Below are 24,274 nucleotides of genomic sequence, written 5' to 3' on the forward strand. Positions count from 1 at the left end.
CGGCCCGCCGGCGTTTTTCTATATATTCAAACTCGTTCAAACTCCATGCACTCTAAAATCCTCATCCTCGATTTCGGTTCCCAAGTGACCCAGCTGATCGCGCGCCGCGTGCGCGATTCAGGCGTGTTCTCGGAAGTGTATCCGTATGACGTCAGCGACGAATTCGTGCGCAACTACGGCGCCGCCGGCGTGATCCTGTCGGGCAGCCACAGCTCCACGCTGGAAGGCGACGCGCCGCGCGCGCCGGACGCCGTGTTCGAACTGGGCGTGCCGGTGCTGGGCATCTGCTACGGCATGCAAACCATGGCCGCGCAGCTGGGCGGCAAGGTGGAAAACGGCAAGGTGCGCGAATTCGGCTACGCCGAGGTGCGCGCGCGCAACCACACCAAGCTGCTGGACGGCATCGTCGACTTCGTCACCGACGAGGGCCACGGCATGCAGAAGGTCTGGATGAGCCACGGCGACAAGGTGCTGGAAATGCCGCCGGGCTTCGTGCTGATGGGCGACACGCCGTCGTGCCCGATCGCCGCCATGGCCAACGAAGAGAAGAAGTTCTACGGCGTGCAGTGGCACCCGGAAGTGACCCACACCGTGCAGGGCAAGGTCATGCTGAGCCGCTTCGTGCACGAGATCTGCGGCTGCAAGTCGGACTGGAACATGCCGGACTACATCTCGGAGGCGGTCGAGAAGATCCGCGCGCAGGTCGGCAAGGACGAGGTGATCCTGGGCCTGTCGGGCGGCGTCGATTCGTCGGTGGCGGCGGCGCTGATCCACCGCGCGATCGGCGACCAACTGACCTGCGTGTTCGTCGACCACGGCCTGCTGCGCCTGAACGAAGGCAAGATGGTCATGGACATGTTCGCCAAGAACCTGGGCGTGAAAGTGATCCGCGTCGACGCGGAGGACCAGTTCATGGGCCACCTGGCCGGCGTCACCGATCCCGAGCAGAAGCGCAAGATCATCGGCCGCGAGTTCGTGGAAGTGTTCGACAAGGAGTCGGGCAAGCTGGTCAACGCCAAATGGCTGGCGCAGGGCACCATCTACCCGGACGTGATCGAATCGGCCGGCAAGGGCAAGAAGGGCCAGACCATCAAGTCGCACCACAACGTGGGCGGCCTGCCGGAGCACATGAAACTGTCGCTGCTGGAACCGCTGCGCGAACTGTTCAAGGACGAGGTGCGCAAGCTGGGCGTGGCGCTGGGCCTGCCGCATGACATGGTCTACCGCCATCCGTTCCCTGGCCCGGGCCTGGGCGTGCGCATCCTGGGCGAGGTGAAGAAGGAATACGCCGACCTGCTGCGCCAGGCCGATGCCATCTTCATCGAAGAACTGCGCAACACCCCGTACGAGGCGACCGTGGTGCCTGGCTTCGACCAGGACGCCGTGCCGCGCAACTGGTACGAGGCGACCTCGCAGGCGTTTGCCGTGTTCCTGCCGGTGAAATCGGTGGGCGTGATGGGCGACGGCCGTACTTATGAGTACGTGGTGGCGCTGCGCGCCGTGCAGACGCAGGACTTCATGACCGCCCACTGGGCGCACCTGCCGCACGCGCTGCTGGGCAAGGTCAGCAACCGCATCATCAACGAGGTGCGTGGCATCAACCGCGTGGTGTACGACATCAGCGGTAAGCCACCAGCAACCATCGAGTGGGAATAATTCCTTAGCCAGCGGCGGCTGGCGCTGCCTGGCAAACGGCTGAGGCTAAGCCCCTGATTTCCCAGGGGCTTAGTCTTTTTTGTGCGTGAACGCTGAAGCTCATGAAGGGCAGCACTTCATTTTCCGCAGCCACCATCATGTCGGCAACCTTGGGAAGTTTCGGCCTGAGCTGGTCCGTTACCGAGCACCATTGTGCACTGGCCGCTTCGGCGCTCTCCTGCACGAAAATTGTATTGATCACAGCCAGCACGGCCTGGCGCTGGCCTAGATGAATATTATCGGGATGTCGCACTCAAATTGATCTGACGGATGCTTCCATCTGTTTCGTATTCGAGTGGGGCGATGGCGATTGATCGCCGATGGTCGCCACCGCCCGGTAGTAAGTTATCGTGATAGAACAGATAGCTTTTTCCATCGTGTTCAATGATGGCTTGGTGATTGGTGGAGATCCTCAGATAGTCCAAGATAACGCCCCGATAAGCGAATGGGCCGAGCGGCGATGGGCCCGTGGCATAGATGATCTGGCCTGGCCAGCCGGTGGAGAAGCTGAAATAGTAGATGCCATTGCGTTCGTGCAGGAACGGTGCCTCGCCGTACTGCTTTTTTGCGTTGGACGCCGGCAAACCCGTAATCTGGACATCCAAGATTTCGCCCGCCAGATTGATCATATCTGCAGCAAGGCGCACGACCTTCGGCGTGCGCGTGCCAAAATACATGTAGGCTTGGCCGTCCTTGTCCACAAATACCGCCGGATCAATAGGCTCGGCGCCGGCGTTCTTGTCACGTGCTTTGTCCACCAGTGCGTCTTTCCGCGCGTCTATAAACCCACTGTCTGGCCGGTCCGATATCGCGACGCCGATCTTATCGCCCCCAATAGGCGCATAAAAATAGTACTTTCCATTGCGATAAGCTGCTTCGGGGGCCCATGCTTTAGCGTCTTTGCGTGCCCATTTGAATATGGTGACGTCGAGAGGAATGCCTGCGTCCCTCCACGACTTCATGTCCTTGGAAGTGTAAAGTCGCCAACTCGTTGAGTCCCAGTACTTGCCAGAATTACTGGCGTCATCCGTGGCGTAGAGATAAAACTGTCCGCCCGTTTGTGACGTAAAATAATGCGGTGACGGATCCGCATTGAATCGCTGCGAGATCGGGTGGCCAACCTGTGCAAAGGCTGGAAGGGTGGCACTGATTAACGCTAACACCATGTATTTCATCAGACTTACTCCTGAAAAAGTTTGAAGATACGCCAAGGTAGATGTGAACCAGGAACAGGCAGGAGGCCATGCACAGGGCGCCGACCACCCACGGCCCGTGCTTACGCATCCCGACCTTGTCGGACAGGTAGCCGTAGACCGGCTGTGAACACATGGCGGCGATGATATTAGCCGAGAACACAATCCCTGTCTCGGTGTCGGACAGGTGCAGCGCGTCGCGCAACCACAGCGCGGGCAGCGACATGCTCATGGCCTGGGCTGGGCGAAGAATACAAGTAGACGAAGGTGCAAAGGAAGCGGAAGTGCGGCTGCTTGCTGGTCATAACGGCTGGGGTCTCCAGATGTCCGCGTCGTTGCGGGCTTATCTTTGTTATCGATAACTTATCCCGCCTCAATTCCGCTGTCAAGAATTTTCCGCCACGCTCGGAACTGGAAATCGCTCTGGTGTCGCCCGAACCGACGCTGGTGGTCCGCCCCGGCTCTACGAACCGAATCCTGAAACCCGTCACCGAACACGCCGACGCGCTGGCGCGGCTGGAGCACAGCCCGGGCAGGGCCAAACGGCTGATGATCATCAGCCAGCGCGAGCGGGATATTCGCACCGCGATCTCGGCCGGCGTTCACGGCTACCTGCCGCAGCGCTGCGCGGCCGAAAGCATCGCCACCAAGCTCGATATCGGTGTCGGGACAGTGAAGACGCATGTCAAATCGCTGTTCAATAAGCTCGGCGCCACCGCCAGGACCCATGCGGTGGTGCTGGCCACCCAGCGCGGCATGGTGGCCTGAGACTAGGGCCGGTGGAACGGCGCTCGGTCCAGCAAGCAGTCGATGAACACGCCGAGGAGGGCGGGGCGATGCTGCCTGCTCGGGTAGTAGAGGAACAGACCCGGGCGCGAAATCGACCAATCCGCGAGGACTTGCACCAGCCGTCCCTGCGCCAGGAGATCGCCCACGGCATCCCGCTCGAAGTGATAGGCAATGCCGAGCCCATTCAGCGCAGCGGCAATGCCGATGTCCGCATGATTGGTGACGACGGGGCCGTTGACCGCCACTTCCAGCCTTTGCCCCTTTTTCTCGAACTCCCAGCGATAGTGCCGGCCGTCCATCTGGAGCCGCCAGTTAATGCATGCGTGGTGATGCAAATCGGCGGGGGTCCTGGGGCTGCCGCGGGCAGCCAGGTAGTCGGGAGACGCCACGGCAACCATATTGAGATCCGGCGTGAGGCGGATGGCGATCATGTCCTTCTCAAGCCGGTTACCCACGCGGATGCCGGCGTCAAAGCGGCCAGTGACGATATCGGCCAGCGCGTCGTCGACCACGATGTCGAGCACCACGTCAGGGTACATTTGATGGAAGCGTGCAAGCCGGGGCGCAATGATGGTACGCGCTGCGATGCCCAGCGTATTGATGCGCAGCGTGCCGCTGATCTGTCCGGTCGCTTCGCTGGCCTCGGCGACAGCAACGGCCATCTCCCGAAACAGCGGGGCTACGCGACTGTAGAGCAGCTCGCCAGTTGCCGAGGGCGCGACGCTGCGGGTCGTGCGATTCAGGAGACGTGCGCCAATGCGTTCCTCGAGCTGCCTGATGGTCTGGCTGAGCGCCGAAGGCGACAGGCCTAGATACTCTGCCGCGCGCGCGAAGCTCTGACGCTCCACCACGGCGACGAAGGCCTTCAACTCGGCAAAATCGGATCCCCGCATTATGTACTGTGTCCTAAATTATTCATTCAGATTCTAAACCATTCTCTAATGAGGCGCACTGGCGCATGCTTACGACTTCATTCACCACCAGGAGCCGTCATCATGAATGCACCAGCCGCATTATCCCTACCCGAGCCGATCTCGATGGAGATCACGCTATGAGCTTCGATCTTCACCTGCATGGCGTGCGGGCCGTGGTCACCGGCGGCACGCTGGGCCTTGGCGCTGCCGTCGTGAAAACCCTTGCGGAGGCCGGCGCCCGGGTGGCGACATCCGCACGCACTGTGCCAGCGCAGCCGGTAGACGGGGTGACCTATGTCGCCGCCGACCTGTCGACGGCGGAAGGCACAAGTCACCTTGCTCAGACTGTCCTGCAGGATTGGGGCGGCGTCGACATCTTGGTCAACGTGCTCGGCGGCTCCAAGACGCCCGGCGGCGGTTTCGCTGCCATCAGCGATGAGCACTGGTTAGCCGAGCTGAATTTGAACTTGATGCCTGCGGTGCGTCTGGATCGCGCCCTGTTGCCCAGCATGCTGGCCCAAGGTACGGGTGTCATCATCCACGTCAGCTCTATCCAGCGCGTGCTGCCTCTGCCCGAATCCACGACCGCGTACGCCGCCGCCAAGGGGGCCCTCACGACGTACAGCAAGTCGCTGGCCAGAGAGGTGACGCCCAAGGGCGTTCGGGTGCTGAGCGTGGCGCCGGGGTGGATCGAGACCGAGGCTTCGGTCGCGTTTGCGGAGCGTACGGCTGCACAGGCTGGAACTGACTACGAAGGCGGCAAGAAAATCATCATGGACTGGCTGGGCGGAATTCCAGTGGGCCGCCCCGCCCAACCACAAGAGGTTGCTGATTTGATCGCCTTTCTGGCGTCGCCGCGATCCGCTTCGATTGCAGGGACCGAGTATCGGATCGACGGCGGCACGGTTCCCACCCTGTAATCAAGCTCGAAGCACGCGGTTCTAGGCGTGTCCGAAAATCTGTGCCAACGATGCCCTTAGCCAGGCGTTAGCGCCATCCTTGGCATATTTCCGGTGCCAGTGCTGTTTCAGGTCGAAGCCCGGCACTTCCACCGGCGGTTCCACCAGCCGCACCGGGGCGAAGCGTGCAAAACTTTCCCCGACTGCGCGCGGCACGGTCGCTATCAGGTCGCTGGCCGCGATGACGAAGGGAATCGACATGAAATGCGGTGTGGAGAGCACCACCCGGCGCGAGATGCGGTTCCGGATGAGTAGTTGTTCGAACACTTCCTGGCTGCGGCCTTCCGCTTTGACCACCGCATGTCCCATGCTCAGGAATTTCTCCATCGTCAGCCGCTTCCCGCGGAACGGGTGGTGTGCGATCAGGATGCAAATGAAGCTCGCCAATCTTGTAGAGCTGCTCTTGCAAAACAAGCGGCTGCCGAAGGCGCAGGGATTTCCCTACACAAGATCAGCCTTGCCTTATAGGTGACGGCATAACGCAGCGGCATACTAACCGTGATCACTGCTTTTGACGGTAAGGAAAGAACATGAACGCAGCCTCGTTTTATAAAAAATACGTGGGCCGCCTCGGATCGGTGCTGCATCTGTTGGACCAGATTCTGGCCCAACCCCAGCCTGGCCGGGCCGGCGATGCGCAGGCGCGCTTGCGCCATCTGTTTGAGGAAGCCCTGACGACGTTTGAAACGGTCGCCGACCGCATGCATGCCCAGGCGCAGCGCGGTGGGTTGGCGATCGATGCCGAGCTGTGCGCCAGGCTGGGAGAATGCCGCGCCAAGCTGGCAGTGCTGGCGGAGCGGTGCGCCTTCAGTCAGGAGGACCTGGGCGAGGGTGCCCGTCTGCCAGGCGGCACGAAGTAACGCCGCGGCTTGCCGGCCTGTCGAATTTCATCGCACGCTTTGGCGCTTGTTGTAGTCATTTCCTTACGGTTGTTTCGGGATACCGTCGCTGTTTTTCGAGGACGGGATTGCCTATAGTTGAGGCGAGTGCCGAGTGCACCGAGATCCGGTCCCGGCGACGCGATAACGTGGAGTGCAAGGAACCGGCTACTTAACACCATCGTTTCCATGAAACGGAACAGCCGGGGGCTACAATGAAAATCGCAAATCTGAAAATCGGAACCAGGCTAGGACTGGCTTTTACCGCGCTGCTCGCGCTGCTGCTGGGCGTCGCCTACATGGGCTGGTCCGCGCTGGAGAGCACCAAGGCGGAGGCCGATACCGTCATCACCCAGAACTTTCAGAGGATCGACGCCGCCTCCGATATCCAGCGCGAGCTCAATATGTGCGCGCGCGCCGTCCGCAATTACATTCTGTTTGCCGACAGCCGCCAGAAAGCCATCATGCTGAAGCGCCTGGATACCGCCCTGCACAATATGGACGAGCCGATAGAGCGCATGCATGGGCTGGCGAAGAATGACGCCTCCCAGCAACTGCTGGCCGAATTGGAGAGCGGTCGCGCCGTCGTCACGCCACTGTTCCGGCGGGTCGTGGCGCTGGTGGACGCCGGCCAGAGCGAAGCGGCCACAAAATTCTTGCTCGATTCGCTGCAGACGCCGCAGGACCAGCTGTTTGACACGATCAAGCGCATGATCGCGCTGCAGGAGCAATATAATGCGGCGGCGATCGAGCACATGAACCAGGAATATCATTTCGCCGCGCGCGCCCTGCTGATTGCCGTGGCCTTGTCGCTCATCGGTGGCGCCGTGTGCGCGTGGCTGATTACGCGCTCGATCACCGGCCCGCTCCGGCGCGCCGTGGCGGTCGCCAAGGCCGTCGCCGCCGGCGACCTCACCAGCGTGATCGCGGTGCATTCGGCCGACGAAACGGGCGAGTTGCTGCGGGCGCTGCGCGAGATGAACGCCAGCCTGGTCAATCTGGTGGGCCAGGTCCGCAACAGCAGCGACGTGATCGCCTCCGCGTCGGGACAAATCGCCAGCGGCAATATGGACTTGTCCGTGCGGACCGAGCAGCAGGCTGGCTCGCTGGAGGAAACGGCGGCGTCGATGGAGCAGATCGCCTCCACCGTCAGGCAGAGCGCCGACCATGCGCGGCGGGCCAATCAGCTGTCGATCTCGGCCTCCAGGGTGGCGCGCGAAGGCGGCGCGGTGGTCACGCAAGTGGTCGATACGATGGCGGCGATCAATGCCGCCTCCGGCAAGATTGTGCAGATCATCGCGGTCATCGACGGCATCGCGTTCCAGACCAATATCCTGGCCTTGAACGCGGCGGTGGAGGCGGCGCGTGCCGGTGAGCAGGGCCGCGGCTTCGCGGTGGTGGCCGGCGAGGTGCGCACGCTGGCGCAACGCTCCGCCGCGGCCGCCAAGGACATCAAGGCCCTGATCGGCGACTCGGTGGCGCAAGTCGATGCCGGCACCGGACTGGCCGCGCGGGCGGGCGCGACCATGAATTCGGTGGTCGAGAGTATCCAGAACGTCACTGACATCATGGGCGAGATTGCCGCGGCCGCGCAGGAGCAGACGGCCGGCATCGGGCAGGTCAACCGCGCCATCATCCAGATGGATGCGGTGACCCAGCAGAACGCGTCGCTGGTGGAGGAGGCGGCCGCCGCCTCGCGCTCGCTGCAGGACCTGGCCGGCACCTTGTCCGAGGTGGTCGGCGTGTTCAAGCTGGACTTCAATCGCGGTCAGTCGTCGCCTGTCATCGCCACGCGCCGCGTGCAGCAGCCGAGACTGCTCGCCTGCTGATGCCGGCGGGAGCGGCCGGCCGCTCCGATTCAGGAAAACCCTACAGTAAGTTCAGTTCAGCCCGATATCCCGCCTGGCGCAGGGCGGGGTAGGATCGAGGTCCCGGCGGCATCTCGACAACACGGTTAAAGTATGGCGCTTTATGTCTATTTCCTGCTCACGCTCGCAGTCCTGCTGCCGGGTTTCCGCGGTGGCGACGCCGCGGCGCAGCAACTGCCGCTGCACTATCTAGGCCAGCAGGAGGGCTTGGGCAATCTGTCGGTCAATGCCCTCGAACAGGACGCCTCCGGCTACTTGTGGGTGGGCACGGACAATGGCTTGTTCCGCTATAACGGCAAGCAGTTCCAGCGCTACGCTCAGGCCGAGGGCATGGTGGGCACGCAAGTCACGGCGTTGCTGGCCGATCGTCTGGCGCGGCTGTGGGTGGGGACCGCTGATGGCGCTTACCTGCTCAGGGGGCGCCGTCTGCTGCCGCTGCGGGCAGCCGGCGCCGCGCTGCCGGTCGACGCTGGCCAGTCGCTGACGCCTGGTCCGCAGGGCAAGCTGCTGCTGGTGAGTTCGGGCCGGCTGTACGAGGCCGACCCCCAGCCCGATGCTGCGGGGTATGTCAACGCCCGTGCTGTCTTCAGTAAAGTCGAGCGCCAGGCCTTGCCTCAACTCGACCAGCTGGCTGGCGTCCTGGCCGAAGCCGATGGCGACGTATGGATGGGCTGCGGCGCCGCGCTGTGTGTGCGAAGCCGGCGCGGCGTGGCGGTGTGGGGCGTGGCCGCCGGCGTTCCCGAGGACCGTTGGCTCAACCTGCGGCGCGGCAGCGACGGCTGGCTGTGGGCGCGCGGCCAGCACCATGTGATTGTGCTGTCACCGGGGGCGCACCGCTTTCATGAGCGCAGCCCGCGCGCCAACGTGATGCGCAAGGTGGCCGTGGCCACGGCCTTGGTGGAGGACGGCGATCACCGCATGCTCATCAATACCGACCAGGGACTGGCGCGCTGGCATGCCGGTGGCTGGCAGTACTTCGGCGGCGCCAACGGCTTGCGCATGGGCGGCGGCGTGCCGGCCATGCTGGTGGACCGCGACCACGGGCTGTGGCTCGGCACCGCCGGTCACGGCCTGGTGCGCTGGAAGGGCTACGACAATTGGGAAAACTGGGGCGCGCCCCAGGGCCTGCCCGACGATCACGTGTTTGCCTTCCTGCGCGATCGCGCAGGAAGGCTGCGGATTGGCACCCGTTCCGGCATGGCCATGCTGGCCGGCGGCGCGGCCGCGCGCGCCGTGCCGGTGCCGGGCTACCGGCACGAACAATGGAACAGCATGGTGCAGGACCGGCGTGGCAACCTGTGGAGCAGCAGCTATACCGGCAGCTTGGTGCGCGAGGACGCGGCCAGCGGCCAAGTGCGGCAGGTGGCCACGCTGGACATGATTTTCGGGCTGCTGGCGGATCGCCAGGGGCGGATCTGGATCAGCAGCGCCACCGGCCTCTATGTGCTCGATCCGGCGGCGGCGGCGCCGGTGGCGCGCCGCCCGGCCGGCCTGCCGGCCGGCAGCGCGCTGCTGAGCGAGCTGACGCGGCGCAGCTGCCAGGGCCGTGACGGCACGCTGTGGTTCCTGACCGGCGCCCAGCTGTGGCGGTTGCGTGACGGCAGCTGGCAAGACTATCTGCTGCGCCGGCACAACGAGCCGGAGTTTGACATGCTGGCGTGCTCGGCCGACGGCAGCGTATGGCTGGGACAGGGCTCGGCCGGCTTGTGGCGGGCCAGCGTGACGGCCGGGGGGCTGGTCAAGCGGGCGCTGTCATCTGCGGCGCTGCGCGATAAAGTGCTGCTGAGCATGCACGAGGACCGGCATGGCCGGTTATGGCTGGGGACGGATGCCGGCCTGGTGCTGTGGGACCGCAAACAGTGGCGCCAGTTTGACAGCAGCGACGGCCTGGCATGGAACGATATCAATGCGCGGCCATTCTACGAAGAGGCCGATGGCACGCTATGGATCGCCACCAGCAACGGCGCCTCCCACATCATTCATCCCGAGCGGCTGTTGGCGCCGTATCCGCTGTCGGCGATAGTGGAGGAGGTGGAGCGCGATGGCAGGGCGGTGCGCCTCGGCGATGGCGACGCCTTGCCGTGGTCCGCCGGTGCGCTGCATCTGACCATCGCCAGCCTCAGCTACCAGCATCGCGATGCCTTGCGCTTCCGCTACCGGCTGGCCGGACTGGAGACGGACTGGACAATCTCGGCCTCGCCGACGCCGCGCTACGCCGCGCTGCCGCCGGGCGATTACCGTTTCGAATATCAGGTGCTGAATCAGGATACCGACAGCAGCTCGGCCTTGGCGGAATTACGTTTCACCATCCTGCCGCCGTGGTGGCGCAGCCTTTGGTTCATGCTGCTGTGCGCGCTTTTGCTGGTGGCCGGCGTCGGACAGTTGCATCGCTGGCGCGTGCGCGGCCTGCGCCAGCGCGCCGCGCAGATGGAGTTGCTGGTGCAGGCCCGCACCCGCGAGCTTGAGCTGTCACAGGAAGCGTTGCGCGAGCGCGCCCTGCGCGATGGCCTGACGAAGGCCTGGAACCGCGCGGCGGTGCTGGAAATGCTCGACCAGCTGATCGCCAAGGGGCCACGGGAGGGCGGTGCCTTCCTGCTGTGCCTGATGGACCTGGATTTCTTCAAGCGCATCAACGATAACTATGGCCACCTGGCCGGCGACGCCGTGCTGTGCCAACTGGTACAGCGCCTGATGGCCGGGGTGCGGCCGTACGACCTGGTGGGGCGCTATGGCGGCGAAGAATTCCTGGTCTTGCTGACCGATGTCGATGGCGCCGACGGCGCCGCCCGCGTCGAGCACCTGCGGCGCAGCATCGCAGCCACGCCGTTCGACCTCGGCGCGCAGGGGCCGTTGAAGGTGACCGCCAGCATTGGCGTGGCGGTGTTCGATCCGTCCCGGCCGGTTGCCGGGCTGGAGCTGGTGCGGCGCGCCGACCTGGCCCTGTACCGGGCCAAGGCGCTGGGCCGCAACCGCGTCGAATTCGCCTGCGCCGAAGATGCCGCCACCGATGCGCCGCATCCTCAGTCCCCTTAGCTGAAAGCATTGCATGCCCGTCCCGGCGCGTTTTCAGGATTTCCTTACCCAGCGGTTGGCACTTACCTGAGTGTGCAATCTGGGACTTTTGCCTATGCTGGGTTTCTTTTTCCTGAAAGCCGAGCGCCATGATTCGCCTCCTGATTGCCGATGATCACGCCATAGTCTCCAGCGGACTGTTGCAGCTGTTTAGCCTGTCGAGCGACGTGTGCGTGGTGGCCCTGGCCACCAACGGCGGCCAGGTGATCGATAGCCTGCGCACCACGCCATGCGACCTGGTGTTGCTGGACATGTCGATGCCCGGCATTAGCGGTATCGACCTGATCGGCCGCATCCGCGTGCGCGCGCCGGCCCTGCCCATCCTGGTGCTGAGCATGCACAATGAAGCGCTGGTGGTGCGGCGCGCCCTGAAAGCTGGCGCCAACGGCTACATGACCAAGGACTGCGATCCGGAAGCCTTGTTGCTGGCGGTGCGCAAAGTGGCCGCTGGCGGCCGCTACCTGGACCCGGGCCTGGCCGAGCAGATGGTGTTCGACACCGATAGCGACCAGTTCAAGCACCCGCACGAGCAACTGTCCAACCGCGAGCTGTGCATTTTCCGTCTTTTTGTGTCTGGCATGGGCGTCAACCAGATCGCGGATGAACTGGCCATCAGCAATAAAACCGTCAGCACCCACAAGGCGCGGCTGATGCAGAAGATGGGTTTCCAGAGCAACGCGGACATGCTGCGCTATGGGGTAGACCACAACCTGGGCAGCTAGCATGCCCGCTTCCACACCCCGCACGAGAACTTGCCGGCCCCGGCGGCGCGCGATCACTGCTGTCGCCTGGGGACGAGCGGTGTCCGCATGGCTGGCCAGGCCGGCGGCCCGGTTGGCGCTGTGGGTGGTCACGGTGCGCGATAGTTTCATGCTGCTGTTGCCGCTCACGCTGCTGGGGGTAACGGCGACCTTGCTGGTGAACCTGCCGTTTCCAGCGGCGCAGGGCTGGCTGGCGCGCCTGCTCGGCGGCGGCGGGCAGGGCGCGGCGCAGCAAGTGATGAGTGCCAGCTACGGCATGTTTGGCCTGGCGCTGGCGGTGATCGTCAGCGTGCGGCTGGCGCGCAGGCTGGCGCATGACGCCGACAGCGAAGCGTTGCCGCAGGCCTGGGTCGCGATGGCGGCCCTGGTCAACTTCGTGCTGTGGATGAGCGTGACCGGCGGCCCGGCCGCGCTGAGCCTGGGCTACCATGCCCTGCTGCAGGGCATGCTGATCGGGCTGGCGACCGCTGAACTTCTACTGCCGCTGGCCACGCTGTGCCGGGCGGCGCCCGACTACGACTGCGAGCCGATGTTCCACCATGCGGTATGCATGACGGTGCCGGTGGCGCTGCTGGCGTTGTTGGTGCTGCTGGCGGCCAGTTTGTGGGCGGTGCTGGCGCCGCTATTGCTGGACGGCCTGTGCGGTTGGTCGCGGTCCCTGGCGCCGTGGTTGCGGCACGAGTGGCTGCTCAATAGCGGTGCCGTGCTGCTCAACCATCTATTGTGGTTTGTCGGCATCCCCGGCAACGAGATCCTGGACCAACTGAGCCGGTCGCTGTTCGGCGTGACCAGCGCCGCCTATCTGCCGGAGGCCAACTGGCGTCCCCTGATCAACGCCTTCGGTTTGCCGGGTGGCGCGGGCGCCACCTTGGGTTTGGTGCTGGCCTTGCTGATCGAGGTGCGCGAGGGACCGTTGCGCCGCCTGGCGATGCTGTCGCTGCTGCCCTCGGCCTTCAATATCAGCGAACTGCTGGTGTTTGGCCTGCCGTTGGCGCTCAATCCGCTGTTCCTATTGCCGTTCCTGCTGGTGCCGCTGCTGCTGACTCTGCTGGCGGCGGCGGCGGTGCATGGCGGCCTGCTGGTCGTGCACGATGTCGGCGTGCCGTGGGCCACGCCGATGCTGTTGTCAGGTTACCTGGTCAGCGACTCCTGGCGCGGCCCGGCGCTGCAAGTATGCGGCCTGCTGATCAGCACCCTGATCTACCTGCCGTTTGTGCGGCGCGCCGAGGCGCGGCGGGTGCGCAAGCAGAGCGCGGCGTTCGAGACCACCATTCAGGCGATTGTCGCGCCGGCCCAGCCGCATTTGCGGCTGATGGCGCTCCCTGGCCAGGCCGGTCTGATCGCGCGCGGCCTGCTGGCCACCTTGAGCCGCGACATCGGCACCCCGGCGGTGACGCTGGCGTTCCAGCCCAAACATGACCGCCAGGGCGTCGCCGTCGGGGTGGAGGCGCTGTTGCGCTGGAGGCACGCACGTTACGGCCCGGTGCGCGCCGACGCTACCGTCAGCCTGGCCGAGGAGAGTGGCCTCATCGGCCGCCTCGGGGCCTGGGTGCTGGAAGAGGCCTGCGCCTGCAAGGCGCGCTGGAACCAGCTCGGGCTGGGGTATATCGTGATGGCGATTAATGTTTCACCGCTCCAGCTCGACGCGCCGGAATTGCCGTTGCTGCTGGCGCGCTGCCTGAAGCGCTACCACCTGCATCCCTGCGAAATCCAGCTCGAAATCACCGAGAGCCAGGCCATCTCGCTGCATCAGGTGGTGGACCGCAACCTGGCCGCCATCGTCGACATGGGGGTCACGCTGGCGATGGACGACTTCGGCATGGGCTATTCCTCCCTGCTGCATATGCGCCGTTTCCAGATCCACGCCATCAAGATGGATGGCTCGCTGACGCGCGACGTGCTGACCAATCCCATCAGCCGCGACATCATCCAGACGGTGGCGGCACTGGGCCAGGCGCGCCAGGTCGAGGTGGTCGCCGAGTTCGTGGAAAGCGCGGCCCAGCGCGATGCGTTGGCCGCGCTCGGCTGCGACGTGTTCCAGGGTTACCTGTACAGCCAGCCGCTGCCGGCGGACGAGTGCGCGCGCTACCTGCTGGCGGCGGGCATGCCGGCCCGGTCGCATTTTTCCTTACCCCGCTAGCAGATTTCCTTAGGCAAGTTTAAGGCCGGCCTTATGTTGGCCCTGGCGCCCGCTGCGTATGCTGATTCAGCATTTCGAAAGACACAATCCAACAATAAATACGCTTTTGAGGGAGTTTGAATGAACAAGATCGCTTTAAAAACCAGCGTGATTGCCGTCGCCTTGACGCTGGCATCGTCCCAGATCGTGCTGGCCCAGGACGACAGTGCCAAGCCAATTGAAAAAGTGGTGGTCACCGGGTCCAACATCAAGCGCGTCGAAACCGAAACCGCGACGCCGGTGCAGGTTCTGCGCCGTGTCGATATCGCCCGCCTCGGCGTCAATTCGGTGCGTGAAGCGATCAACTCGCTGACCTCGTCCAGCGGCGATTTGTCCGACATCGGCGGCTCCAATTCCTTCGCCAGCGGCGCTTCCTCGGCCTCGCTGCGCAACCTCGGCAAGCAATCCACCTTGGTGCTGCTGAACTCGCGCCGTGTGGCGCCGTACGCGCTGGCCGACTACAACGAGGTGTTCACTAACCTCGACGCTTTGCCGTTCGACGCCATCGACCGCATCGAAGTGCTGCGCAACGGCGGCTCGGCGATCTATGGCTCCGACGCCGTGGCCGGCGTGATCAACATCATCACCCGCAGCGACTACCAAGGGGTTACGGCGGGCGGCAGCTGGGACCAATCGGTCGCCAACGAACAGTTCAAGACCCGCACCGCCCATCTCACCGCCGGCTTCGGCGACTACAGCAAGGATGGCTACAACGTGCTGGCCAACGTCGAATTGTTCAAGCGCGACAACGTGATCTGGCGCGATGTGCTGGACGATATCAATCCTGCCTACGGCCAGAAATTCTCCGGCGTCGCGCCCGGCAGCGGCCAAATGTTCGGCAACCGCGGCGTGCCGTCGACCTATTCCTATCCCGGCAACCTGATCGGCCAGGGGCCGGTCGCCGGCTGCGGGACGCTCAACGCGGCGGGCCTGTGCATGTACGACCGTTATGCGCATTTCGAAGCGGTGCCCAAGGCCGAGCGCGTCAACGCCCTGGTCTCGGGCACGCTGGACCTGGGACACGGCATCGAGGCGTATTCCGAGCTGCTGTACTCGAAAACCAGTACCACCTATTCCTACGCGGCCGGCACGTATGGCTCGACCCTGTCCGACGCCACCTGGGGCGATCCGCGCAGCAACCAGGGCAGAACCTTCGGCTACCGCTTCCTGTCGCCGGATTCGCCGTTCAACACCACCGGCGCGCCGCTGGAACTGCGCTACCGCTACGCCGACGCGCCGGTCGGCAACCCGAACGACAGCGACCAGTACCGCCTGCTGGCGGGCGCGCGCGGGCAACTGGGCGGCAAATGGGACTGGGACACCGCCGCCGGTGTGATGGGAGGCGCCAGCAAGACCCGCATCAACGGTTCGCTCAGCGACAGCGGTTTCAAGGCGCTGGTCGGGGATTACACCAAGACACTGGCCGGTGATCCTAACTGCGAAGCCAACTTCCCGGGTTACTGCCAGTACACCGCCGCCGACCCCAACTTCTTCAATCACGGCTATAAACTGGGCCAGGTCAATTCGGCCGCCGTGCTGCGCCAGCTGTTCCCCGAACAGGGTTACGACGGCAGGATCACGCAGTACTTCGTCGACGGCAAGATCAGCGGTGAAATTGGCAAGATCGGCGAGCGCGGCATCGGGCTGGCGCTGGGTGCGGAACTGCGCCATGAAAAATTCAAGATCACGCCGACCGCCAATCTGGCCAGCGGCGATATCGTCAGCTACGGCGACGTCTCGGCGGACGCCAGCCGCAGCACCGAGGCCGCGTTTGCTGAAGTCAACCTGCCGGTGACCAAGGCGCTGGAACTGGTGGGCGCCGCCCGCGTCGATAAATTCCCGGGCTTCCAGACCCACGTCTCGCCCAAGCTTGCCGCGCGCTGGGAGGTGACGCCGGCGCTGCTGTTGCGCGGCACGTTCGAAGGCGGCTTCCGCGCGCCCAACCTGACTGAAAGCGCGCAATCGACCAAGTTCGCGTTCGCCTCCGGCATCAACGATCCCAAGCGCTGCAGTAAAGCCCAGGCGCTGGCCACCGACCTGCGCGGCGTGGCCAACGCGCTGGCGGCCACCGATCCCAACCAGGCCCTGCTGCTGGCGCGCGCCGACACCGTCGAGGGCAACGAGTGCGCCCAGGGCGTGGCCAGCATCGTGCGCAACAATCCCAACCTGAAGCCGGAAACCACCCGCAGCGCCACCGTGGGCATGGTGTTCGAGCCGCTCAAGGGCAGCACCGTGTCGCTCGACTACTGGCGCATCGAACGCAAGGATGAGATCCGCTCCAAGAGCACCGATGACTTGCTGGCGGCGGAAGCGGACCAGCCGCCCGGCGTGATCAACCGTGCGCCGCTGTCGCAAGACAAGACCTTCAGCCCGGCCGAGCAAGCGAAGTACGGCGTGACGGCCGGCCCGCTGCTGTCGACCACCGGCATGTTCGAGAACGTCTCGCGCACCAAGACCAGCGGCCTCGACCTCGGCGGCAACGCGCGCATCGACACTCGCTACGGCCGCCTGGACTTGGGCCTGAACGCGACCTACCTGCTCGATCTCAAGTACTTCAGCGCGACGCTGAACAACTATGGCGACAACCTGGCGGGCCGCTACGGTTATTCGAAAATGGTGGCCAACCTGAGCGCGAACCTGCAGACCGGCAAGGTCAACAACGGGCTACGCCTGGTGTACAACAGCAAAACCGCGCTCAACGGCGATTACTACGACGACATCTACACCCAGGCCGGCTGCGCGTCGCTTAAGTGGAGCGCCGACGAGTGCCAGGTCAAGGCCTACGAGCGGCTGGACTATAACGTCAGCTACACCGGCATCAAGAACCTGACGCTGTCGATGTATGTGCGCAACCTTACCAATCGCCGGCCGCCGCTGGACCTGCGCGAATTCAACAGCGGCGGTGGCGGCATCGTCCCGCAGAACTATGCCGACGTCGAGGGCCGCATGGTGCGTGTGACAGCGGAATACAAGTTCCGCTAGGTAGGGTACTACCAATTTCTCTTCAAAAATCATATCGGCTATTGGCAAAAAACATAAGCCACAGTTGTGATCTCGGCAATTAGAATCAAGCTTAAAAACCGAGGAGACGATATGAAACATGCATGGGTCGCGTTGCTTTTCGCCACGCTCATTGCCTGCGGAGGAGGGACGGGCGCCACCGGTACGTCAACACCCGCCCTCCCGCCGGTGGCGAGCGCCGCCGGCTGTGGCGGCGCAGCCAGGCTGACCACCGGCATGCGCACGCTCGTCAGCGACGGTGTCCAGCGCAGCTACTGGGTCGAGATGCCGGCCGCTTACGACCGCAACAAGACCTATCCGGTGATCATCGGGCTGCACTGGCGTGACGGCAGCGCGGCCGATGTTTACGGTTGGAGCGGTTTTTTCGGCCTGAAGAATTTGTATGGCGCCAATGCCATCTTCGTCGCCCCGCAGGGCCTGGATAAGGGGTGGGCGAACACCGGCGACCGCGACATTCGCTTCTTGCGCGCCATGATCGGCGAGGTACAGCAGGGCGCGTGCACCGACACCCGGCGTGTTTTCGCCACCGGCTTCAGCTTCGGCGGCATGATGTCCAACGCCATCGGATGCCAGATGGGCGACGTGGTGCGTGCGATCGTGCCGATGGCCGGTGCGCTCTGGAGCGGCTGTGGCAGTTCTTCCCACAAGGTGGCGGCCATGTTCATCCACGCCAAAGACGATAACACCGTGCCTTACTCGGCGGGGATGGAGGCGCGCGATCTTTTCCTTAAGCGTAATAGTTGTAGTGCCGCCACCGTGTCGGTGGGGAGTAACGGCTGCGTCGAGTACCAGGGCTGCGACAGCGGCAAGCCCGTGATGTGGTGCGGCACGGAGACCGGCGGCCACTGGTATCCTGGTTTCTCGGCGCAGGAGTCCAAGGCATTCTTTGATCGGTTCCAGTAACCATGTCCTTCACGCGCCGTTCGATGCTCAAGGCCACCCTCGCGGCGCTGCCGGTGTATTGCGCCGCCAGCGATCCCGGACAACCGTTGCGGGCGCGCGCCTTCCTGGCAGATCAGGTGCGCTTGCTGCCGGGAAGTCCGTTTTACGTAAGGCAGGAGCTGCATCGCAAAGGTGTGCTCGCGTCTTATGATCCCGACAGGCTGCTTTACCCCTACCGCGCTTTGGCCAAGCTTCCCCAGAGAGCGGGCATCGAGAGCGGTTACGACGGCTGGGACAGTGGATTTCTTCGCGGGCATATGACAGGGCACTATTTGTCCGCCGCCTCGCGCATGGCGGCGGCTACGGGAAGCGTGCTTTTTCGCGAAAGGGTCAACTATGTCGTGCGCGAGCTCTCCAGATGCCAACAAGCCTTGAATCTTGATGGTTACCTGAGCGCCTTTTCCACGGCCGCTTTCGACCAGCTTGAAGGCAAGCCCGGCGTCGATGCCGGGGGCATTGGCGTGCCTTATTACACGATCCAGAAGATCATGTCGGGCCTGCTTGATGCCCATGCGTATGTCGGCAACAAGCAGGCACTCGAGCTGCTCACTGGCATGGCGGACTACTTTGGCAAACGGCTTGCCGCGCTGAATGCCGCACAGATTGAACGGATGTTCCGCACTGACGCCAGCCGCAATCCCCAAAACGAATTTGGTGCGATGAGTGATGTGCTGACGGAGCTTTTCAAAATCGATCAGGATCCGCGCCGCCTTGAAGCCGCTCGCATGTTCAATCGCGCATGGTTTTTCGGCCCGCTCGCCGAGGGTGAGGACAGGCTGGGCGGCCTGCATGCCAACACGCACATCGCACAAGTGGTGGGCTTGGCGAATTGCGCGAACGTCAACGGCAATCCGGAGGAACTGAAGGCGTCCGAGAACTTCTGGCGGCTGGTTGTGCATAAGCATTCGTTCACCAATGGTGGCACCTCGGTTAACGAGTGGTTCGATCAGCCCGGCGCGGAGGTCGGCCCGTCCATCGATGATCAGAAGGTATTGCCGCCGACCACCGCCGAGACGTGTAACACCTACAACATGCTCAAGCTGACCGCCAGGCTGTTCGAGCGTCATCGTCGGGCGGAGCTTGCTGATTACTACGAGCGTGCCTTGTACAACCATGTGTTGGCGTCGGTGGCGCCGGATTCTGGCGCCACGACCTACTTCACGCCGTTCCACGGGGACTTTCGCACCTATCTCAACGGCAGCTTTTGCTGTACCGGCAGCGGTATTGAAAACACCGCGCGCTACAACGAAGGGATTTACTTCCGCAATGATGATGCGCTGTGGGTGAACCTGTATATCCCGTCCGAGCTCAATTGGCGGGAAACCGGGATGATTTGGCGGCAGCAAGGGGACATCACGCGCGGCGAGCCGGCGCGCCTGACGGTGATCGAACCGGGCGCCGCCGCCGTCACGCTCCATTTGCGCGTCCCGGCATGGGTGGCCAAACCGGTGACGGTAAAGATCAACGAGAAGCCGCAAAGTGTGAAAGCCAGCCCCGCTAGCTATATCGCGCTAAGGCGGCAATGGAAGGCCGGTGACGTGGTCGAGCTTGCGTTGCCGGCTGGGCTGCGGCTGGAGCGAGCCCGGGACGACTCGTCGATGGTCTCCATGTTCCACGGTCCCGTATTGCTGGCCGGAGAACTTGGCAGGGGCAATATGCCTGTCAGCGACGTGGGTGACAAGGATGCTTACCTGAAGCTCGCGCCGGCACCGGTGCCCGATATCGTCAGCAAGTCCGACGATCCTGCCGACTGGCTCGTTCCGCTCCCCGGTGATCCGTGCGCGTTCAAGATGAAGGACGCCGGTCCGGTGGACGGAATTGTCGTTCGTCCTTTATTTGACTTGCACCATCAACGCTATGCCGTTTATTGGCGCCTTCGCAAAGACACGCCGTCGGATAGCTGAATCGTGATAGCGTCCTTTTTGCGTTCGCACCATGAATGGTGTGACAATGGCGGTTCTTGCATGTAAAATGCGCACCAATACGTGAATGGTGCCCTTCTGCTTGTCAGCCGAAGGGTGAAACGGGAAGCCGGTGACGCGCGAGATTTTCATTTCGCGCCAGTCCGGCGCAGCCCCCGCTGCTGTAAGCCTGACGACTCTGATCGAACGCCACTGCGCATTGCGCGGGAAGGCAGGATCAGGGAAGGATGACGGCGAGCCAGAAGACCGGCCAGTCACGATGCATGCGTAAAGCCCGGGGTGTGGCTTTGCCAGAGATATGTTCATCGTTTTCCGTTGCCCTTGAAGCACTCGCACACCGTCCTCGTGCGCGTTCCGTTCGCCCTGCGCGCACGGTGCGCGCAGGGCCGGCTGGTGTGCGGGCGCGTCGGGCATTCACTTTCTCGAGAGATTCCCGCATGATCCAGTCCTGCCACGCTTATTCCACTTCCATGCGTCCCATCGTCGCCGCCGTCGCACTGCTGTGCGCCCCGGGGGCGTGGGCTCAGCAAGCCGAGATCATGCCCACAGTGACTGTGCAGGGCGATGCATCGCATGAAGGACTGGGATTGGCCCGCCAGAGCGCCACGGCCAGCCGTTTGAACCTGACAGCGCAGGAACTGCCGGCCAGCGCCGAATCGCTCAGCGCCGACACCATGCAGGCGCGCGGCGATTTGCTGGTGAAGGACGCCGTCACGCGTACCACCGGCCTGACCGACATCAGCTCGCCTGGCAATGGCGTGGCCTATTCCGCGCGCGGTTTCAGCGGCAACGGCTCGGTGGCGATGCTGGAGAACGGTCAGCGGCCTCAGGTCGGGTCGGGCACGGCCACTTATCCGTCCGATCCGTGGGGTTATGAGTACATCGAAGTGCTGCGCGGTCCGGGTTCCATCGTCTACGGCAGCGGCACCACCGGCGCCACCATCAACGCCGTGCGCAAGGCGCCTTCGCGCGCCAGCTCCTTCGAAGCGATGGCTGGCTACGGCGGCGGCAAGGCGCTGCGCGGCGGCGTCGGCGCCACCGGCGCACTGGGGGAGAAGGGGGCGTTCCGCATCGATGCCTATGCCGATCGCAGCGACGGTTTCATTGATCGCGGCGAGTCCCGCCACGGCAAGATCCTGACCAGCATGACCTATGCGCTGACGGCGGACCTCGACCTCGACATGTCGCTCGATCACCTGGAGCAGAAGCCGCAGCGTTACTTTGGCACGCCGCTGGTCAACGGCCATATCTCGCGCGAACTGCGCGACCAGAACTACGACGTCGGCGATGCCGACATCTCGTTCAATGACGACAAGGCCATCGCCCGGCTGACCTGGCGTGTGACGCCCGCGCTGACCATCAGCAATGAGCTGGCGTACATGAAGGCGCGCCGTAACTGGCGCAACGCCGAATACTATTATTACGACACGCAAGCCAACGTGGTCGAGCGCAGCGACTACATCGCCATCCAGCACCGCCAGGAGCAGACCGGCAATCGGCTGGAAGCGCGCTGGAACGCCGGCGCCAACCGCGTCGTCGCCGGCTGGGAGGTGGCCAGCATCAACTTCCAGCACAACAATAATTCGCCATACGGCGGCTCGTCCACCGTGACGCCGACCGGCTTTAACCCGGGCGTGTTCGATAGTCCGGATCCGGTCAAACCCAACTTCAGGACCGACACCACCACCAACGCGCTGTATGTTGAAGATGCGTACAGCGTTGCCGATAGCCTGCTGCTGCTGGGCGGCGTGCGTCACGACCAATACAAGGTCGGGCGGGTCAGCCTGCTGGGCGCGGCTGGCTTTACTTCCAGGCTGCATTCGAACGCGGTGCGCCTCGGCCTGACGTGGAAGCTGGCCAGCGATACCTCGCTGTACGGCCAGGTCAGCAGTGGTAGCGACCCGGTCGTCAGCTTGCTGTCGCTGAACCTGGCCAACAGCCGCTACAAGCTGACCAGTTCGCGCCAGGTCGAGACTGGCGTCAAGCAGTCGCTGGCCAACGGCAAGGTGGAATGGACGGCGGCGTTGTACCACATCGGCAAGGACGACATCATCACGCGTGACCCGTCCAATCCGGCGCTGTCGATCCAGGGCGGCTCGCAATCGTCGCGCGGTGCGGAAGCGACCGCCAGCGTGACACTGGCGCAAGCATGGCGACTGGAAGCGAATGCGGCGTACACCGACGCCCAGTTCGACCAGCTTATCGAAAGCGGCAACGTGTCGCGTGCCGGCAATCGTCCGGCCGACGTGCCGAAGGTATCGGCCAACTTGTGGCTCAATTACCGCCGCGACGGCTGGCGCGGCGCGCTGGGCGCGCGTTATGTCGGCGCGCGCTTCATCGACAACGGCAACACGCAGGTGCTGCCGGCCTACACCACGCTGGATGTCTCGCTGGGCTGGAATGTCAACCGCAATGTCGTGGTGCAGCTCAACCTGCGCAACCTGACCGACAAGCTGTACGCCGCCACCTCGTACAGCGACAGCCAGTACCTGCTGGGTGATCGTCGTCACGCCGAGTTGACGGTGCAATGGCGTTATTGATGGCGCAGGCAATGGGCTCATGGAAGCGCCAACTGCACTTATGGCATCGCTGGCTGGGCATCGTGCTCGGCTTGCTGGTGCTGCTGTGGTTTGGCTCCGGCATCGTGATGATGTATGTCCCGTATCCGTCGCTGAGCGAACAGGAGCGCATGCAATGGCTGATGCCGCTCGACGCCTCTCAGATCAAGCTGAGCGCCTGGGACGCGTGGCAGGCGAGCGGTGAGCCGGGTATTCCAGGCGTGGTGCGGCTCAACAGCGTTGCCGGCCGTCCGGCCTATCATTTCAAGGTCGATGGCAGGTGGACGTCGGTGTGGGCCGACAATGGCGCGGCGCTACAGGTGACCGGGACGATAGCCAAGGCCTCCGCCGGCAGCGCGGCGCCCGGCGCCAGGGCGATGTCGGTCGATGTTGTCGATCTGGACCAGTGGACCTTCGGCCGTGTGAAGGAACACCGGCCGCTGTACCGCGTGGCAGCTGTCGATGCGGCAGGCAGTGTGCTGTACGTGTCGGGCCGCACCGGTGAGCTGGTGCGTGACACCACGCGCAGCGAGCGCGCCTGGAATTGGGCCGGGTCCGTGATCCACTGGATTTATTTCACGCCATTGCGCACGCATGGGCAACCGTGGCGGCAGGTGGTGATGTGGAGTTCCGGCGCGGCTTTCCTGCTGGTCATGCTGGGCATGGTGCTGGGTATCCAGCGTGTGCGGCTGCGCCGGCGATACGCGGGTGGGCGGCGCTCACCTTATCGCGGCTGGCAGGCGTGGCATCATTGGCTGGGCCTGGGAATGGGGACACTGACGCTGACTTGGCTGTTCAGTGGCTGGCTGTCCGTCACGCCGTTCGACTGGCTGTCCTCGCCGGGCGTGACAGACAAGGACCGGCTGGCGTTTGCCGGCGGCCCGCTGGAGCCCAAGGACCTGTCGCTGTCAGTCGCGGAGCTGGTTCGAACGCATACGGGATTGCTGGAGCTGGAGTGGCGGCGGGTGGATGGCAGGCTCTACTTGAGCGCATTCGATCGCATGCGGCGCAGGCTGTTCGACGCGGCCAGCGGCCTCGTGGTGACCTCGATTCCCGAGCAAACGCTGCTGCATGCGGTGCGGGCGACGCGACCGGATGTGCCCTTGCTGGCGGCGGAAATGCTCGGCACCGGAGACAGCTATTACTACAGCCACCACGCGGAAGCGGCATTCCCCGTGCTCCGCGTGCGGTTCAAGCTGACCGATGAAGCGACATTCTACGTGGACCCGGCCCAGGGGCTATTGGCCGGCTACGCGGACAGCAACAGCAAGTGGAACCGCTGGCTGTTCAACGGGTTGCACCAACTCGATTTCGCGGCCATGGTGCGTGCGCGGCCGGCATGGGACATCATGGTGGCGTCGCTCTGCGTGCTGGGCGCGATGCTGAGTGCGACCGGTCTGGTGCTGGGTTGGCGGCGGCTCCGGAAGCGCCGGCCGGGCAACAACGCCGGCGCGGCGGTATCGCGCATCTGAGGTATTGATACCAAATTAGTCCTGTTGTAGGCTGGTGTTCCTCTGCCACCC

The 24,274-nt window shown here is 64.0% G+C and carries 17 protein-coding genes, 1 pseudogene and 1 riboswitch; of the genes and pseudogenes, 13 read left to right on the top strand and 5 right to left on the bottom strand.

Translation table 11 applies throughout. The features are described 5' to 3' along the window. The first annotated feature begins 45 nt into the window (after positions 1-45). On the top strand, positions 46-1,656 hold the full coding sequence (guaA, locus tag FHW83_RS27360; RefSeq protein ID WP_176649529.1) for a glutamine-hydrolyzing GMP synthase: 1,611 nt from the start codon (positions 46-48) through the stop codon (positions 1,654-1,656). A gap of 4 nt (positions 1,657-1,660) precedes the next feature. On the opposite strand, the gene FHW83_RS30965 is transcribed toward guaA, so the two are convergent. The 3 genes and pseudogenes from FHW83_RS30965 to FHW83_RS31425 form a co-directional block, all read right to left on the bottom strand. Then, positions 1,661-1,906: a transposase gene (locus FHW83_RS30965; protein ID WP_176649530.1), complete on the bottom strand. Its 246-nt coding sequence runs from the start codon at positions 1,904-1,906 to the stop codon at positions 1,661-1,663. Positions 1,907-1,931: 25 nt separating this feature from the next. Beyond that, complete coding sequence (locus FHW83_RS27370) at positions 1,932-2,870, bottom strand: family 43 glycosylhydrolase (RefSeq protein ID WP_176649531.1); 939 nt, start codon at positions 2,868-2,870, stop codon at positions 1,932-1,934. Between the two features lie 46 nt (positions 2,871-2,916). Continuing rightward, a pseudogene (locus FHW83_RS31425) lies at positions 2,917-3,120 on the bottom strand (MFS transporter); the annotation flags it as partial. Positions 3,121-3,314: 194 nt separating this feature from the next. Here FHW83_RS31425 and FHW83_RS31430 point away from each other — a divergent pair. Continuing rightward, positions 3,315-3,656: a response regulator transcription factor gene (locus FHW83_RS31430; RefSeq protein ID WP_373997278.1), complete on the top strand. Its 342-nt coding sequence runs from the start codon at positions 3,315-3,317 to the stop codon at positions 3,654-3,656. Between the two features lie 2 nt (positions 3,657-3,658). Here FHW83_RS31430 and FHW83_RS27380 read toward each other — a convergent pair whose 3' ends face one another. Next, positions 3,659-4,570, bottom strand: coding sequence for a LysR family transcriptional regulator (locus tag FHW83_RS27380; protein ID WP_176649532.1), 912 nt, complete (start codon positions 4,568-4,570; stop codon positions 3,659-3,661). A 158-nt stretch (positions 4,571-4,728) separates the two neighbouring features. On the opposite strand from FHW83_RS27380, the gene FHW83_RS27385 reads away from it, so the two are divergent. Further along, complete coding sequence (locus tag FHW83_RS27385; protein WP_176649533.1) at positions 4,729-5,511, top strand: SDR family oxidoreductase; 783 nt, start codon at positions 4,729-4,731, stop codon at positions 5,509-5,511. 21 nt (positions 5,512-5,532) lie between these two features. On the opposite strand, the gene FHW83_RS27390 is transcribed toward FHW83_RS27385, so the two are convergent. Continuing rightward, on the bottom strand, positions 5,533-5,937 hold the full coding sequence (locus tag FHW83_RS27390; RefSeq protein WP_218106467.1) for a hypothetical protein: 405 nt from the start codon (positions 5,935-5,937) through the stop codon (positions 5,533-5,535). 143 nt (positions 5,938-6,080) lie between these two features. On the opposite strand from FHW83_RS27390, the gene FHW83_RS27395 reads away from it, so the two are divergent. The 10 genes from FHW83_RS27395 (at position 6,081) to FHW83_RS27440 (ending at position 24,223) form a co-directional block, all read left to right on the top strand. After that, entirely contained in the window at positions 6,081-6,410 is a 330-nt protein-coding gene (locus FHW83_RS27395) for a hypothetical protein (RefSeq protein WP_176649535.1), read from the top strand. Between the two features lie 233 nt (positions 6,411-6,643). Beyond that, positions 6,644-8,257 (top strand): methyl-accepting chemotaxis protein, encoded by a 1,614-nt coding sequence (locus FHW83_RS31195; protein ID WP_176649536.1) that lies wholly within the window; start codon positions 6,644-6,646, stop codon positions 8,255-8,257. Between the two features lie 132 nt (positions 8,258-8,389). Continuing rightward, the gene (locus FHW83_RS27405) at positions 8,390-11,329 is read left to right on the top strand and encodes a diguanylate cyclase (protein ID WP_176649537.1); all 2,940 of its coding nucleotides are present in this window, start codon (positions 8,390-8,392) and stop codon (positions 11,327-11,329) included. A 128-nt stretch (positions 11,330-11,457) separates the two neighbouring features. Then, positions 11,458-12,090: a response regulator transcription factor gene (locus FHW83_RS27410; protein WP_176649538.1), complete on the top strand. Its 633-nt coding sequence runs from the start codon at positions 11,458-11,460 to the stop codon at positions 12,088-12,090. Between the two features lie 79 nt (positions 12,091-12,169). After that, the gene (locus FHW83_RS27415; protein ID WP_176649539.1) at positions 12,170-14,269 is read left to right on the top strand and encodes an EAL domain-containing protein; all 2,100 of its coding nucleotides are present in this window, start codon (positions 12,170-12,172) and stop codon (positions 14,267-14,269) included. 120 nt (positions 14,270-14,389) lie between these two features. Then, positions 14,390-17,290 (top strand): TonB-dependent receptor domain-containing protein, encoded by a 2,901-nt coding sequence (locus tag FHW83_RS27420; RefSeq protein WP_176649540.1) that lies wholly within the window; start codon positions 14,390-14,392, stop codon positions 17,288-17,290. Positions 17,291-17,401: 111 nt separating this feature from the next. After that, positions 17,402-18,232: a PHB depolymerase family esterase gene (locus tag FHW83_RS27425; protein WP_218106468.1), complete on the top strand. Its 831-nt coding sequence runs from the start codon at positions 17,402-17,404 to the stop codon at positions 18,230-18,232. Positions 18,233-18,234: 2 nt separating this feature from the next. Further along, positions 18,235-20,175, top strand: a complete 1,941-nt coding sequence (locus tag FHW83_RS27430) for a beta-L-arabinofuranosidase domain-containing protein (RefSeq protein ID WP_176649541.1) — start codon at positions 18,235-18,237, stop codon at positions 20,173-20,175. 69 nt (positions 20,176-20,244) lie between these two features. Then, positions 20,245-20,463: riboswitch (cobalamin riboswitch) on the top strand. 269 nt (positions 20,464-20,732) lie between these two features. Next, complete coding sequence (locus tag FHW83_RS27435; RefSeq protein WP_176649542.1) at positions 20,733-22,733, top strand: TonB-dependent siderophore receptor; 2,001 nt, start codon at positions 20,733-20,735, stop codon at positions 22,731-22,733. Continuing rightward, a complete protein-coding gene (locus tag FHW83_RS27440) occupies positions 22,721-24,223 on the top strand; it encodes a PepSY domain-containing protein (protein ID WP_176649543.1) in 1,503 nt (500 codons plus the stop codon). Before FHW83_RS27435 ends, FHW83_RS27440 begins: the two co-directional genes overlap by 13 nt. Positions 24,224-24,274 lie beyond the last annotated feature (51 nt).

Source organism: Duganella sp. SG902, from assembly GCF_013376005.1.
Taxonomy (GTDB): domain Bacteria; phylum Pseudomonadota; class Gammaproteobacteria; order Burkholderiales; family Burkholderiaceae_D; genus Rugamonas.

What these genes read in the sequence shown, in the direction of transcription:
- guaA (WP_176649529.1), top strand. Translation starts at nt 46, where the DNA reads ATGCACTCTAAAATCCTCATCCTCGATTTCGGTTCCCAAGTGACCCAG.
- FHW83_RS27370 (WP_176649531.1), bottom strand. Translation starts at nt 2,870, where the DNA reads ATGAAATACATGGTGTTAGCGTTAATCAGTGCCACCCTTCCAGCCTTT.
- FHW83_RS27380 (WP_176649532.1), bottom strand. Translation starts at nt 4,570, where the DNA reads ATGCGGGGATCCGATTTTGCCGAGTTGAAGGCCTTCGTCGCCGTGGTG.
- FHW83_RS27385 (WP_176649533.1), top strand. Translation starts at nt 4,729, where the DNA reads ATGAGCTTCGATCTTCACCTGCATGGCGTGCGGGCCGTGGTCACCGGC.
- FHW83_RS27395 (WP_176649535.1), top strand. Translation starts at nt 6,081, where the DNA reads ATGAACGCAGCCTCGTTTTATAAAAAATACGTGGGCCGCCTCGGATCG.
- FHW83_RS31195 (WP_176649536.1), top strand. Translation starts at nt 6,644, where the DNA reads ATGAAAATCGCAAATCTGAAAATCGGAACCAGGCTAGGACTGGCTTTT.
- FHW83_RS27405 (WP_176649537.1), top strand. Translation starts at nt 8,390, where the DNA reads ATGGCGCTTTATGTCTATTTCCTGCTCACGCTCGCAGTCCTGCTGCCG.
- FHW83_RS27410 (WP_176649538.1), top strand. Translation starts at nt 11,458, where the DNA reads ATGATTCGCCTCCTGATTGCCGATGATCACGCCATAGTCTCCAGCGGA.
- FHW83_RS27420 (WP_176649540.1), top strand. Translation starts at nt 14,390, where the DNA reads ATGAACAAGATCGCTTTAAAAACCAGCGTGATTGCCGTCGCCTTGACG.
- FHW83_RS27425 (WP_218106468.1), top strand. Translation starts at nt 17,402, where the DNA reads ATGAAACATGCATGGGTCGCGTTGCTTTTCGCCACGCTCATTGCCTGC.
- FHW83_RS27430 (WP_176649541.1), top strand. Translation starts at nt 18,235, where the DNA reads ATGTCCTTCACGCGCCGTTCGATGCTCAAGGCCACCCTCGCGGCGCTG.
- FHW83_RS27435 (WP_176649542.1), top strand. Translation starts at nt 20,733, where the DNA reads ATGCCCACAGTGACTGTGCAGGGCGATGCATCGCATGAAGGACTGGGA.
- FHW83_RS27440 (WP_176649543.1), top strand. Translation starts at nt 22,721, where the DNA reads ATGGCGTTATTGATGGCGCAGGCAATGGGCTCATGGAAGCGCCAACTG.